Source organism: Stagnihabitans sp. (assembly GCF_964946895.1).
The window spans coordinates 12144-26461 of sequence record NZ_CBBQHX010000028.1 but is presented as its reverse complement, the minus strand read 5'-3'; the positions used below and the strand labels follow the sequence as shown (position 1 = coordinate 26461).

Here is a 14318-nt window from a genome sequence, read left to right as displayed (position 1 = left end):
TGGCCCGGCGTTGACGCAGAACGTCGATGGCGGCGTGCACGATCAGGTAAAAGCTCAGGCTGCCGGTCGCCAGCAGCGTCATGGTCATGGTATGGGTAACCGTCATGATAACGTCCTCCCTGTCCCATATTGCGCGCCCGGAATACGGCGATTGTGTGACAAAAGGAAACAATTGCTGGGGCAAGACCGGCGGCCGCACCGCTGTTTTCCGCCTTTTCAGCGCCCAAGCCACGCGCTACCACATCCCGGACCCTTTCATTGCAGGCCGCATCATGACCTTGACCCTTCCCGCCTTCACCGAACCCGGCCGTTTCTGGCGCGGCAATCTGCACACCCACTCGACCCGCTCGGATGGCGTGCTGGACCCGGCCGAGGTGCTGCGCCGCTACCGGGCCGAGGGATATGATTTCCTGGCCCTGACGGACCATTTCGTCGGTCACTACGGCTATCCCATTGTCGATACCACGGCGTTCCGCGATGCCAGCTTCACCACGATCCTCGGGGCAGAGCTGCATTCCGGCGCCATGGCGAATGGCGAGCTGTGGCACATCCTTGCCGTCGGCCTGCCGCCGGATTTCGCGCCGCCGAACGCGCCGTCGTTCCTGCCGGTCAAGGATCAGGAAACCGGCCCGCAGATCGCCGCCCGGGCCGTGGCGGCCGGGGCCTTCGTGGCGATTGCCCACCCACAATGGTCCGGCCTGACGGTCGAGGACGCCCGCAGCCTCACCGCTGCCCATGCGGTGGAGATTTACAACCACGGCTGCGCCATGGGCTGCGACCGTCCGGACGGCTTTGCAATCGCCGACCAGCTGTTGACGGAAGGGCGCAAGCTGACCCTGATCGCCACCGACGATGCGCATTTCTCGGAGCCTGACCATTTCGGCGGCTGGACCATGGTCAAGGCGCTGGAAAACACCCCCGAGGCGCTGTTGACTGCCCTGAAGGCCGGGGCGTTCTATTCCACCCAAGGCCCCGAACTGCACGATGTCAGGGTCGAGGACGACAAGCTGGTGGTGGAATGTTCTGCCGTGTCCTCCATCGTGGCCATCGGCTGGGGTACGGGGGCGAAAGCGGTACACGGCCACAGCCTGACCCGGGGTGAGGTGCCCTTGGCGCGGCTGAACAACTCGCCTTGGGTCCGTGCCGCGGTGATCGATGCGGCGGGCAAGCGGGCCTGGTCGAACCCGATCTGGACCGGCGCCACCGACAAGAACCCGCGCATCGTGTAACAGGGGTTCAGCGCCCACCCGCCCCATGGCTTGGCGCGCGCCCTGGGCAGGCCCTGGAGGGTTTCAGACCCTCCAGACCTCCCGTGGGATATTTGGGCAAATGCGAAAGGGGAAAGGGCGGATGAGCCATCAGCCCTTGTTCCTCTGCCCCACCGCTGTCAGGCCTTGCCTTCCAGCCCCTTGGCCGCCGCGTCCGAGGCGCCGGGAATCCGCATTTCGAACACGTCGGTCACCGAGGTGTAATCGTAATACCCCATGCGGGCGAGGGGTCTGATCCGCAGGATATCCAGCTTGCCATCCGGCAGAATCACCTCGTCCTTGACATGGATGCGCATCACCTCGCCGAACACGACGTCCACCCAGCCGTGCGCCGAATGGCCCTTCAGCCGCGTGGTCTGCATGTAGCGGCATTCAAACTGCGCCGGGCTTTCGGCGACCCGTGGCCCCGGAGCCTCCAGACAGGCGGCCTTGGTCACGCCGGCCTTGTCAAATTCATCCACCCCATCCGGCCATTCCATCGCCGAGATATTGACCGCCTCGCGCAGATCATAGGTGGCCATGTTCCAGACGAACCAGCCGGTGTCTTCGGCATTCACGACCGAGTGTTTCCGGCGGCCATCGGAATAGGGATTGGCCGCGAACATCACCATGGGCGGATCGAAGGACAGGTTCTGCCATTGGCTATAGGGCGCAAGGTTGGCGCGCCCGGTGCCATCAACGGTGGAAATCCAGCCGATCGGCCGCGGCACGGTGCAGGATTTGAAGGGCGAATAGGGCAGCGGGCAGGCCTCGCGGCCCGGGGCATAGTGCATCGGTTTTCTCCAGAAGGCCAAGGACTTGGCGCGTGATCTTCAAGCTAGCGCAGGGCAGGGGCCTTGGCTAGAGCACGGTCGACAGCCGATAGCCCGGCGCATGAACCAGCCGGACCCAGGTGATTGGCGCGTCCGGCGCCCAAGTGCAGCGTTCCGTCACAAAAACCGCCGTGCCTTCGGTCAGACCCAGGGCCTCGGCCTCCCACCCCAGGGCAGGTTCCGCCGCAAAGCCGATGTCGCCGCTGGCGAAAGCGACATGCGCCACCAGCCATTCGTTGGCGCTGACCACCGCGAAATCCGGCAGCGGATCGGGCAGGCTGGCCCGGTTCAACCAGCGGTCCTCGACGGCAAAGCCACGGCCAGAGGCCAGATGCAGGCTTTGCACGTGCAGCATCTGCCCCAGATCCAGCCCCAGACGCGAGATCACCGGCACCGGCGGCGGTGCCATGTCCAACCGCAACAGCCGCAGGCCATAGGCCTCGCCCCGCGCCTCGACCTCGGCACGGATCACCGGGATGTCCAGCGTCGCCTTGCGCACCGGCAGGGCCGCCACCCGCGTGCCCGCCTTGCGCTTGCGTTCCAGAACCCCGGCCCGAGCCAGTTCCGACAGCGCCCGGTTCACCGTGGCCCGCGCGACACCAAATTCCAGCGCCAGCGCCTCTTCGCCGGGGATCAGCGTGCCCAGAGGCCAGGCGCGCGTGCGGATGCGCGCCAGAACCTCGGCCCGGATGTCCTCCCAACCGGCCATCACAGCGCCTCGGCCAGCCGCGCCATGACTTTGGCAAACCGCCCGCGCACCGCGTCGCGGGCGATGTGGCGGCCGCCCTGGACGATGTGGCGCCCGGCGGACCACAGGTCCGTGACCATCCGGTCATCCCCGGCGAAGGCAAAACTGTCCAGCAACCGGTCGCCCTGCCGCCCGGCCATGTCCGGGCCCGACCTGTCCAAGGCCACCAGATCGGCCCATCTGCCCACCGCAATCGCCCCCGCATCGCGCCCCGCTGCCTGTGCGCCGCCCTTCGCCATACCCTCGAAAATCACCCGACCGACCGAGCGGCTGTCAGCCAGAACCGCCCGCGCCTTCAGCCCAAGCCGTTGAGAGTATTCAAGCATCCGGATTTCCTCGCTTAGGGAAATCCGCACGTTGCTGTCCGACCCGATTCCGAAGCGGCCCCCCGCCTGCAGATAGCGCGCCCCGTCAAAGATGCCGTCGCCGAGGTTGGCTTCGGTGATCGGGCAAAGGCCAGCCACCGCACCGGATGCCGCCAGCGCCAAGGTTTCGGTCGCGTCCATCTGGGTGGCGTGGATCAGACACCAGCGTGGGTCAACAGCGGCATGGGACAAGAGCCAATGGACGGGGCGCTGGCCGGTGAAGGCCAAGACCTCTTCCACTTCCGCCACTTGTTCGGCGACGTGAATGTGAATTGGTCCCGGCATCGCCTGCGCCGCTGCAAGACTGGCCGGCGACACCGCCCGCAACGAATGCGGCGCAAGGCCCAGAACGGCATCCTGCGGCAAGGCGGCCAGATGGGCCGCCGCCGCCTCATGCAGGTGCATGAAGCCTTCCAGATCATTGCCAAAGCGCAACTGGCCCCCCGCCAAAGCCCGTCCGTCGCAACCGCCCCGCTCATACAGCACCGGCAGCAGCGTCAGGCCCAGACCCGTCGTTTGCGCGGCTGCGCAAATCCGCCCCGCCATCTCGGCCCGATCACTGTAGGTTGCCCCGCCAAGCCCATGATGCAGATAGTGAAACTCCGCCACCGCCGCATAGCCCGCCTCGGCCATTTCCACCATCACCTGGGCGGCGATCGCTTGAACGTCATCGGGGGTCAACTGCTCCAGAAAGCGGTACATCAGGCTGCGCCAGGTCCAGAAACTGTCCTGCCCAGCCGTGCGAAACTCGGTCAGCCCCGCCATCGCCCGCTGAAAGGCATGGGAGTGCAGGTTGACCGGCGCCGGCAACAGGCAGCCGACCCTGTGTCCCCCGCGGGAGGGTTCGACCGCGACGATCCGCCCCGCCTCGACCTCAACCGAGACATCCTTCGCCCAGCCCTCCGGCAAAAGCGCGTGATCGGCGTGCAGCAGCATGGCAACTCCTTGACAGGTTAATATGTATAGACATAATAAGCATAAACCCAGACATAAGGCAAGGCTGATGCCGATTCTTCTGACCAATGCGACGCTGGCGACGATGGTGGGCGGCTATGGCCTGATCGAAGGGGCTGCGGTCGTGCTTGACGGTGACACCATCGCCTTCGCCGGGGTGCCGGCTGATCTGCCGGAAGCCTATAAATCCCTGTCGCCGCAAGACCTTGGCGGCCGTCTTCTGACCCCTGGATTGATCGATTGCCACACCCATATCGTCTTTGCCGGCGACCGCGCGGCCGAGTTCGAGATGCGGTTGAACGGGGCCAGCTATGAAGAGGTTGCCCGCGCCGGCGGTGGCATCCTGTCCACCGTCCGCGCCACCCGCGCCGCGTCCGAGGCTGACCTGCTGGCGCTGGCGCTTGCCCGTGCCGACCAGATCATCGCCTCCGGTGCCACGGTGATCGAGGTCAAATCGGGTTATGGCCTTACGGTTGAGGACGAACTGAAAATGCTCCGCGTGGCCCGCCAGATCGCATCGCACCGTCAGGTGCGGGTCAGGGTCGCCCATCTGGCCGCCCATGCCATTCCGCCGGACTACAAGGGCCGCTCAGGGGCTTATATCGAGGAGGTCGCCATCCCCTCGCTGCGTCAGGCCGTTGCCGAAGGCCTGATCGACGCGGTCGACGCCTTCTGCGAGGGCATTGCCTTTTCGCCAGTGGAAGTGGACCGCCTTTTCACTGCCGCTCGCAGCCTTGGCCTGCCGGTCAAGCTCCATGCCGAGCAACTCTCCGACCTCAAAGGCGCCGTTCTCGCCGCCAAACACGGCGCATTGTCGGTGGATCATCTGGAATACCTCGCCCAAGACGGCATCGACGCGATGGCTGCCGCCGGTTCCGTCGCTGTAATCCTGCCGGGTGCCTTCTACACCCTGCGCGAGACGCGTCTGCCCCCCATCGCCGCCCTGCGCGTCGCAGGTGTGCCGATGGCGGTGGCAACTGACGCCAACCCCGGCTCATCGCCGATGACCTCGCTGACGCTGGCGATGAACATGGCCTGCACCCTGTTCCGCATGACCCCATTGGAGGCGCTGCAAGGGGTGACGGTGAACGCCGCCCGCGCGCTTGGGTTGGCGGATTGCGGGCAGGTCAGGCCCGGAAAACGGGCTGACCTGTGCATCTGGGATGCCCGCCATCCCGCTGAATTGTCTTACAGAATCGGGGCCACGCCCCTGCATTCCCGCATCTTCGGAGGCCGCCTTGACGCCTGAAACTCTTACCCCCGGCTCCACCACCCTCGCCCAATTGGAGCGGATTTATCGCACCCAAGCACCTGCCTTGCTTGACCGCTCCGCCCGTCCGGGGGTGGAGTGGGCGGCGGCGCAGATCGCCAAGGCTGCCGAAGGGTCAGTGGCCGTTTACGGGGTGAACACGGGGTTCGGCAAGTTGGCCAGCTTGAAGATCGCCCCGCAAGATACTGCAACGCTTCAAAGAAACCTGATCCGGTCACATTGCTGCGGCGTTGGTGATCCGATGCCCCGCCCGGTGGTGCGGCTGATGATGGTGCTGAAGCTGCTGTCGTTGGGCCGTGGCGCCTCGGGCGTGCGGTGGGATATTGTCGACCTTCTGGAGGGGATGCTGGCGCAAGGCGTCACTCCGGTGATCCCGGCGCAAGGCTCGGTGGGTGCCAGCGGCGACCTTGCCCCCTTGGCCCATATGGCTGCCGTCATGATCGGCGAGTCCGAGGCGGAGCATCAGGGTCAGGTGAAGACCGGTGCGCAAGCGCTTGCCGATGCAGGGCTTTCTCCGGTGATGCTTGGCCCGAAGGAAGGGTTGGCGCTGATCAACGGCACGCAGTTTTCCACCGCCTACGCCTTGGTGGGCCTGTTCGGTGCCTGGCGCGGGGCGCAGTCTGCGCTGGTGACTTCGGCGCTGTCGACCGACGCCATCATGGGCTCCACCGCGCCGCTGGAGCCGGAGATCCACGCGTTGCGCGGCCAGCCCGGTCAGATTGCTGCCGCCGCGACGCTGCGCGCCTTGCTGGACGGTTCGGTGATCCGCGAAAGCCACCGCGAGGGCGACAGCCGCGTGCAGGACCCCTACTGCATCCGCTGCCAGCCGCAGGTTACGGGTGCCGCGATGGATATCCTGCGCCAAGCGGCGCGAACGCTGGAGATCGAGGCCAATGCGGCGACCGACAACCCCTTGGTGCTGTCGGACGGCCAGATCGTCTCTGGTGGGAACTTTCACGCGGAACCTGTTGGTTTTGCAGCAGATATGATTGCCCTGGCCATCAGCGAGATCGGTGCGATCGCGCAACGCCGGGTGGCCCTGATGGTCGATCCGGTGCTAAGCTTCGATCTGCCCGCCTTCCTGACCCCACGCCCCGGTCTGAATTCGGGCCTGATGATCGCCGAGGTGACGACGGCTGCGCTGATGAGCGAAAACAAGCACTTGGCGCACCCGACGGTGATCGATTCCACGCCCACCTCTGCCAATCAGGAGGATCACGTGTCGATGGCCGCCCATGGCGCCCGCCGGTTGAGCCGGATGATCGACAACCTCAACGTCATTTTGGGGGTTGAGGCGATCACCGCCGCGCAAGGTATTGATTTCCGTGCACCTTTGTGCACCTCCAAGCCGCTTGCGCAAGCTGTTGCAAGGCTGCGGCAGGATGTGGCGACGCTGGGGGATGACCGCTACATGGCACCGGACCTTGCCGCAGCCGCGCGCCTGATCGCCGCAGGTGATCTGCTGGTGGCAACGGGAGTGGAGCTTCCCACGCTATGATGTTGAAAGGGCTTCGTATTCTTGACTTGACGCGGGTCATGGCAGGTCCGTTCTGCACCGCGCTTTTGGCGGACCTTGGCGCTGAGGTGATCAAGCTGGAACCGCCACAAGGCGATGATTACCGTCATATTGGGCCATTTGTAGCGGGCGAATCCGCACTCTTCACGCTGATGAACCGCGGCAAAGAGTCGATTGTGCTTGACCTCAAGGACCCTGCCGCGCAGGCCACCGCCAAGGCGATTTCCCTGCAGTGCGATGTTATCGTGGAGAATTTTCGCCCAGGTGTCGCCGCTCGCCTTGGTTTGGGGCCAGAGTTGCGCAAGGAGAAGCCCGGGCTGATCTATGCCTCCATCTCGGGATTTGGCCAGACCGGGCCGGATGCGCATCTGCCCGCCTATGATCTGGTGGCGCAAGCCATGTCCGGGCTGATGGCCAGCACCGGAGAAGAGGGCGGCAAACCCTTGAAAGTGGGGGAAAGTTACGGCGATCTGATGGCGGGGCTTTATGCCTCATGGGCCATTCTGGCTGCGCTGTTCCGCCGCAATGCCACGGGGGAAGGTGCCACCATCGACGTGGCAATGTTCGATGCCCTGTTCAGCCTGCTTCCAACCTCGCACGCGCTGCAATTCTATGCGGGCAAGGCACCGCGCCCTGTTGGCAACCGGCACCCGCTGTCGACGCCCTTTGGCTGCTTTGCCTGTGCCGACGGCCAAGCGGTGATTGCAGTTCTGGGCGACCGGCAGTGGCAGGCGCTGTGCGGGCTGATTGGCAGCGAGATGGGCTTTGACCCCGCGCTGGCGACGGATGAGGGGCGCACGGCGCAGGAGCCGCGCATCAAGGCTGCGATTGAAGCCTGGACCGGGATGCGTCCGGTGTCTGATGTTCTGGCCGCCTTGTCGGCGGCGGGTATTCCCACGGCGCAGGTCCAGTCGCTGGCGGACGCGGCGGCTTCGCCCCATGCCGTGGCACGAGGGCTGGTGGCGGAAGTCGGGAACTCGAAGATCGTTGGGCAACCAGTTCACTTCGATGGAGAAAAGCCGATGTCTTCAACGCCCGCGCCGAAGCTTGGCGCCGACGGCGCAGCCATCCTTCGCCGTCTGGGGGTCGCGTCGTGAGCCCGGAAGAACTCAGCTTCCTCGACACCTTGCGCCGGATTGTGGCCGAGAAGATTGCCACCTTGGCCGCCGCGACGGATGAGGCGGCGACCTTCGTCCACCGTCAGTTGGCCACCCTGGCCGAAGCGGGTGTGATGGGGGCCAACCTGCCGGAGCCTTACGGATCAGGTATCTCTGCCGCCTGCCTTTACGCGCTGGTAGAGGTCATCGCCGGCGCATGCGGTTCTACCGCCTCGGCGCTGACGGCGCATTATCTGGCGACGGATTCCGTGCTGCTGGGCGGCACGCAGGATTTGCAGGACCGCTTCCTGCCCTTGGCCGCGGAAGGCCGCGCCTTGGGGGCCTTTGCGTTGACCGAGCGGAACGCAGGTTCTGACCCGGCCGACATGAAGACCCGCGCGACGCGCGAGGGCGATCATTACCGGATCAAGGGCGCGAAATGCTTCATCTCCAACGGCGGAGTGGCTGATTTCCTTGTGGTTTTCGCCGTGACCGATGCGACAGCAGGGCATCGCGGGATCTCGACTTTCGTGGTCGAAAAGGGCACGCCGGGTCTGACCATTGGCCGGGTCGAACGCACGATGGGCCTGCGCGGCGGTCATGTTTGGGAGCTGGATTTCGACTGTCTGGTGCCCGAGGCCAATCGCGTTGGCGCTGAAGGCACCGGCTTCAAGACCGCGATGAAGGTGCTCGACAATGGCCGGCTGGAGGTGGCCGCAATGGCGACCGGGATTGCCGACACCGCTTTGACCCTCGCCAAGGACTGGTGCAAGACCCGCATCATCGGCGGCGAACCCCTCGCCAACCGGCAGGGCATCCGCTGGCAACTGGCGGATATGGCAACGGATTTGGCCGCCGCCCGGGCTTTGGCTGCGCAAGCCGTGGCGCTGCGGGAGAGCGGTACGCGCTTCACCCAGCAATCCTCGATGGCCAAGCTATTCGCCTCCGAAATGGTGGCCCGTGTCACCGACGCCGCCCTGCAACTGCATGGCGGTTATGGCTTTACCCGCGACTTTCCCCTTGAACGCCTCGCCCGCGACTGCCGGATTTTCCGCATCTACGAAGGTAGCTCGGAAATACAGCGCATGATCATCGCCGGCCATATCCTGTGAGAGCACCATGACCCGTCACAATACCCGCGACATCTACCCCGCCACCGGTACCGAACTCAGCGCGAAATCCTGGCTGACCGAGGCGCCGCTGCGTATGCTGATGAACAATCTCCACCCGGATGTGGCCGAGAACCCTCATGAATTGGTGGTTTACGGCGGGATCGGTCGCGCCGCCCGGACGTGGGAGGATTTTGACCGCATCTGTGCAGGCCTGCGCGACCTGGAGGCGGATGAGACGCTGATCGTACAATCCGGCAAGGCCATCGCCATCATCAAGACCCATACCGATGCGCCCCGGGTGCTGATCGCCAACTCCAACCTTGTGCCGCATTGGGCGACGTGGGAGCATTTCAACGAGCTCGATAAGAAGGGCCTGATGATGTACGGCCAGATGACCGCCGGGTCCTGGATTTACATTGGAACTCAAGGCATTGTGCAGGGAACTTACGAGACTTTTGCCGAAGCGGGCCGCCAGCATTACGACGGCAACCTCAAGGGCCGCTGGATCCTGACCGGCGGCCTCGGCGGTATGGGCGGCGCCCAACCCCTCGCGGCGGTCTTCGCCGGTGCCTGCTGTCTGGCGGTGGAGGTCGACGAGACCCGCATCGACTTCCGCATCCGCACCCGCTACGTCGATGCCAAGGCGAAGACCCTCGACGAAGCCCTTGCGATGATTGACGAATGGACTGCGAAGGGCGAGGCGAAGTCGGTCGGCCTTCTTGGCAACGCCGCTGAGGTTTTCCCCGAAATTTACCGCCGCATGCAGGCCGGTGGCCATCGCCCGGATATCGTCACCGACCAGACCTCGGCCCACGACCCGCTGCACGGCTATTGCCCCGCCGGCTGGACCCCCGCCGAATGGCGCGCCAAGCAGGAGACTGACCCGAAAGCCGTCCAAACCGCCGCCCGCGCCTCGATGCGGGCCCATGTCGAAGCCATGGTGAATTTCTGGAACGCCGGGGTTCCCACGCTCGACTACGGCAACAACATCCGTCAGGTCGCCAAGGAAGAGGGCTTCGAGAACGCCTTCGCCTTTCCCGGCTTCGTCCCCGCCTATATCCGCCCGCTGTTCTGCAAGGGCATTGGCCCGTTCCGTTGGGTGGCGCTGTCGGGTGACCCCGAGGATATCCGCAAGACCGACGCCGCGATGAAGAAGCTGTTCCCCGAAAACCACCACCTGCACCGCTGGCTCGACATGGCCTCCGAACGTATCGCCTTTCAGGGCCTGCCCGCCCGCATCTGCTGGATCGGCCTCGGCGACCGCCACCGTGCCGGCCTGATGTTCAACGAGATGGTGGCATCGGGCGAACTGAAAGCCCCCATCGTCATCGGCCGCGACCATCTCGACGCAGGCTCTGTCGCCAGCCCCAACCGGGAAACCGAGTCCATGAAAGACGGCTCCGACGCCGTCTCCGACTGGCCCCTCCTCAACGCGCTGGTCAACACCGCCAGCGGCGCCACCTGGGTCAGCCTGCACCACGGCGGCGGCGTCGGGATGGGCTTCTCGCAGCACGCCGGTGTCGTCATCGTCGCCGACGGCACGCCCGAGGCCGCCAAACGCCTGGAACGCGTCCTGTGGAACGACCCGGCCTCGGGCGTCTGGCGCCATGCCGACGCGGGCTACGACACCGCGATCCAATGCGCCAAGGACCATGGGCTCAGACTGCCAAGTATCCTCGGAAACTGACGTCTTCGCCTTCTCCAAATATCCCACAGGGGGGGCTGGGGGGACGTGAAGTCCCCCCAGACGGGTCCGCAGAGCGCTTTTGCCTCAGGACCTTCCTGCAATCTCGCGCGCCACGATCCGCGTCAACCGGCGGTGCATCCGGCTGGTGCGGTGCCTTTGGTGCATGACGGCAAAGATTGGCTGGCGGATCGGATCGATATCCGCCACGGCGTGAAACCCTGACGCCACCATGCGAAGGGCTGTCTCCTCGAGCACAAAACCTGATCCGCCCATCGTTGCCAGAAGCCCCGCCACCGCCGCGTTCTGGCCCGAGGCGAGCAGTGCAGAGCCGAATTCCGCCATCACCTGTCGGTGCGTTTCGTCAAACGCTGCCGAATAGGCGCCACGGATATAGCGCTGTGCCGTGATATCCGCCCGGCGCGGGCCTTCGGAACTGATCAGCCGGTACTTCACCTCGCCCACGCTTTCGATGTGCAGATCGGGCAGGGCTTGCGGCGAATACAGCACCGCGAAGTCCAGCGCGCCCCGGTCAAGGTCCTTGCACATCTGGGCCGAGTAATCCGGCTCGATATAGAACGAACATTCCGGCAACGAGCGGCGGAAGTTCTGCACCCAGTCGCCGATATTGCCCGCCGCAAGGTCGTTCTGGATACCGATCCGCAAGACAACGGCCGCCGTGCCCGAGGGTTGCACCGCCCGTTGCGCCTCGGCCCAGGCGTGGCGCAGGCCGCGGGCGTGGGTTTCGAACTTCAGCCCCTCGGTGGTCAGATCGGTGCCTGCGCGCGACCGCACCAGAAGCCGTGCGCCGACAGCCGCCTCAAGCGCCTGAACCCGGGCCGAGACGGTGGATTGCGTGACGTGCATCCGCTCGGCCGTGCGGTGAAAGCTGCGCGTTTCGATCAGGTCAAGGAAGGTGTCGACAAGTTCGATCTGCATCAGGCCCTCTGATCGGATTTGTCGATCAATAGCGCCTTTCCGGGCGAATTGAAAGCGCAGGCCGGGGGGGCGATACTCGGGCCCAAGACAAGGGAGCGTGACATGGCTGATTTTCCAACAACTGCCCGCGTGGTGATCATTGGCGGGGGGGCGGTGGGCGTGTCATCGCTGTATCATCTGGCCAAGGCGGGCTGGACGGATTGCGTTCTGTTGGAAAAGAACGAGCTGACGGCGGGGTCGACCTGGCATGCGGCGGGCAATGTGCCGACTTTCTCGTCAAGCTGGTCGATCATGAACATGCAGCGCTATTCCGCCGGGCTTTACCGGGGCTTGGGCGCGGAAGTTGATTACCCGATGAACTACCATGTCACGGGTTCGGTGCGCCTCGGCCACACCAAGGAGCGCCTGCAGGAGTTCCAGCGCGTTGTCGGCATGGGGCGCTATCAGGGGATGAACCTGAACATCCTGTCTCCTGATGAGGTGAAGTCGGTCTACCCCTTCCTTGAAACCCACGACCTCTCGGGCGCTTTGCACGACCCCTACGATGGCGACATCGACCCTGCGCAACTGACTCAGGCGCTTGCGAAGGGTGCCCGCCAGATGGGCGCGCGGATTGAACGTTTTTGCCCGGCCACCGGGGTGCGGCGCGAGAATGACGAATGGGTGATCTCGACCCCCAAGGGCGAGATTCGCTGCGAATATGTGGTGAATGCGGCGGGCTACTATGCCCGTGAGGTCGCCAAGTGGTTTGGTCGCGATCTGCCGATGATGGTGATGAGCCACCAGTACATGCTGTTCGACACCATTCCGGAACTGGCGGACTGGTCCGCATCGGTCGGCCACAAGCTGCCACTGCTGCGCGATGTCGACTCGAGCTACTACCTGCGGCAGGAGAAGAACGGCTTCAACCTTGGCCCCTATGAGGGCAACTGCAAGGCGCATTGGTTCACCAAGGACGATCCCTTCCCCAAGGACTTCTCTTTCCAGCTGTTCCCGGATGATCTGGAGCGGCTGGAGTGGCACATCGCCGATGCCATGGCCCGCGTGCCCTTGCTGGAGAAGGCCGCGCTGACCAAGGTGATCAACGGGCCAATCCCCTACACGCCGGATGGCAACCCGCTGATCGGCCCGATGCCCGGCGTGCCGAATGCGTTTGAGGCCTGCGTGTTCACCTTCGGCATTTGTCAGGCCGGCGGCGCTGGCAAGGTGCTGGCCGAATGGGTGACGGAAGGTGCGACCGAATGGGACATGTGGTCCTGCGACCCGCGCCGCTTCACCGGTTTCGAAGACCCGGCCTATTGCGTGACCAAGGGGATGGAGGTCTATGGCCACGAATACGCCATCCAGTTCCCGCACCACGCCTGGCCCGAGGGTCGCGACAAGAAGCTGTCCACCGTCCACGACCGCACCAAGGCCCTTGGCGCCGTCTATGCGCCCTATAATGGGTGGGAGCGGGCGGTCTGGTATGCCCGCCCCGGCGATGACGTGTCCGAGGAGGCGCAGAAGACTTGGGACCGGCAAGGTCCGTGGTTTGGCGCGGTGAAGGCCGAGTGCGAGGCAGTGCGGGACGCGGCCGGGATTCTCGACCTGCCGGGCTTCAGCCGCTACATGATCTCCGGCCCCGGCACCTCGGAATGGCTGTCGCGTCAGATCACTGGCAAGCTGCCCTCTGTCGGTCGCCTCGGGCTGGCCTATTTCGCCGATGACAAGGGCCGGATCGTCACCGAGATGTCGGTGGCGCGGATGGCCGAGGATCAGGTGCTGCTGATCACCGCCGCCACGGCGCAGGCCCATGACAAGGAATGGCTGCTGAAGCACCTCGCCCCCGGTCTGTCGCTGTTCGATGCGACGGACCTGTGGTCCTGCCAGATCCTGACCGGGCCGAAAAGCCGCGAGATCCTTGCGGGGGTTTGCGATGCAGACCTGTCCAAGGGCTGGCTGACCTTCCAGAAGGCGACGATTGCCGGGGCGGAGGTTTATCTGTTCCGGGTGTCCTTTGCCGGGGAACTGGGCTGGGAAATTCACACTCCGGTGGGCGAGACGGCCAAGGTCTGGGATAAGGTCTTGGCCTTCGGCGGGGGCCTCGGGCTGAAGCCCTTCGGCATGTATGCGCTGAACTCCTTGCGGGTGGAAAAGGGCTACCGGGTGTGGAAGGGTGATTTGTCGACCGATTACACGGTGTTGCAGGGCGGTCTTGACAGGTTTGTGGATTGGGCCAAGCCCGATTTCCGGGGCAAGGCGGCTTTGGAGGCAGAAAAGCAGCGCGGGGTGACCAAGCGGTTCTGCACGCTGGTGATTGAAGCCGGAGAGCAGGACCCGCCCTATATGTCGACGATCTGGCATGAGGGAAAGGTCGTGGGAGAGCTGACCTCGGGCTATTATGGGCACCGGGTTGGGGCTTGCATAGGCCTCGGGATGCTGAAGACCGAGGTCAATGTGCCGGGCACGGCGGTCGAGGTGGAAATCTTCGGGACGCGCTATCCGGCGGTGGTGCAGGCGGATCAGCCGCTGTGGGATGCCAAGAACGAGCGCATCCGCGCGTGACGGGCGGCG

The 14318-nt window shown here is 64.9% G+C and carries 11 protein-coding genes; 7 read left to right on the top strand and 4 right to left on the bottom strand.

The window, feature by feature from the left end; genetic code table 11:
- Positions 1 to 278: 278 nt before the first annotated feature.
- Entirely contained in the window at positions 279 to 1229 is a 951-nt protein-coding gene (locus AC1Y2B_RS16455) for a PHP domain-containing protein (protein ID WP_482254235.1), read from the top strand.
- Between the two features lie 158 nt (positions 1230 to 1387).
- On the opposite strand, the gene AC1Y2B_RS16450 is transcribed toward AC1Y2B_RS16455, so the two are convergent.
- The 3 genes from AC1Y2B_RS16450 to AC1Y2B_RS16440 form a co-directional block, all read right to left on the bottom strand.
- On the bottom strand, positions 1388 to 2041 hold the full coding sequence (locus tag AC1Y2B_RS16450; RefSeq protein ID WP_482254198.1) for a flavin reductase family protein: 654 nt from the start codon (positions 2039 to 2041) through the stop codon (positions 1388 to 1390).
- A 67-nt stretch (positions 2042 to 2108) separates the two neighbouring features.
- Positions 2109 to 2789, bottom strand: coding sequence for a GntR family transcriptional regulator (locus tag AC1Y2B_RS16445; RefSeq protein ID WP_482254197.1), 681 nt, complete (start codon positions 2787 to 2789; stop codon positions 2109 to 2111).
- The gene (locus AC1Y2B_RS16440) at positions 2789 to 4129 is read right to left on the bottom strand and encodes a formimidoylglutamate deiminase (protein ID WP_482254196.1); all 1341 of its coding nucleotides are present in this window, start codon (positions 4127 to 4129) and stop codon (positions 2789 to 2791) included. The genes AC1Y2B_RS16445 and AC1Y2B_RS16440 overlap by 1 nt, the downstream gene beginning before the upstream one ends.
- A gap of 67 nt (positions 4130 to 4196) precedes the next feature.
- Between AC1Y2B_RS16440 and hutI the strand changes: the two genes are divergently transcribed.
- Genes hutI through hutU form a run of 5 tightly spaced genes read left to right on the top strand, consistent with a single transcriptional unit; the run spans position 4197 to position 10829 of the window.
- Positions 4197 to 5396, top strand: a complete 1200-nt coding sequence (gene hutI, locus AC1Y2B_RS16435) for an imidazolonepropionase (RefSeq protein WP_482254195.1) — start codon at positions 4197 to 4199, stop codon at positions 5394 to 5396.
- Complete coding sequence (gene hutH, locus AC1Y2B_RS16430) at positions 5386 to 6915, top strand: histidine ammonia-lyase (RefSeq protein ID WP_482254194.1); 1530 nt, start codon at positions 5386 to 5388, stop codon at positions 6913 to 6915. Before hutI ends, hutH begins: the two co-directional genes overlap by 11 nt.
- A complete protein-coding gene (locus AC1Y2B_RS16425; RefSeq protein WP_482254193.1) occupies positions 6912 to 8030 on the top strand; it encodes a CaiB/BaiF CoA transferase family protein in 1119 nt (372 codons plus the stop codon). Before hutH ends, AC1Y2B_RS16425 begins: the two co-directional genes overlap by 4 nt.
- Positions 8027 to 9142 carry an acyl-CoA dehydrogenase family protein gene (locus AC1Y2B_RS16420; protein WP_482254192.1) on the top strand — a complete coding sequence of 372 codons (1116 nt, stop codon included), beginning with the start codon at positions 8027 to 8029 and terminating at the stop codon, positions 9140 to 9142. The genes AC1Y2B_RS16425 and AC1Y2B_RS16420 overlap by 4 nt, the downstream gene beginning before the upstream one ends.
- Positions 9143 to 9149: 7 nt before the next feature.
- The gene (gene hutU / locus AC1Y2B_RS16415; RefSeq protein WP_482254191.1) at positions 9150 to 10829 is read left to right on the top strand and encodes a urocanate hydratase; all 1680 of its coding nucleotides are present in this window, start codon (positions 9150 to 9152) and stop codon (positions 10827 to 10829) included.
- 84 nt (positions 10830 to 10913) lie between these two features.
- Here hutU and AC1Y2B_RS16410 read toward each other — a convergent pair whose 3' ends face one another.
- Entirely contained in the window at positions 10914 to 11765 is an 852-nt protein-coding gene (locus AC1Y2B_RS16410) for a LysR family transcriptional regulator (RefSeq protein WP_482254190.1), read from the bottom strand.
- 102 nt (positions 11766 to 11867) lie between these two features.
- Between AC1Y2B_RS16410 and AC1Y2B_RS16405 the strand changes: the two genes are divergently transcribed.
- A complete protein-coding gene (locus AC1Y2B_RS16405; protein ID WP_482254189.1) occupies positions 11868 to 14309 on the top strand; it encodes a GcvT family protein in 2442 nt (813 codons plus the stop codon).
- Positions 14310 to 14318: the final 9 nt, after the last annotated feature.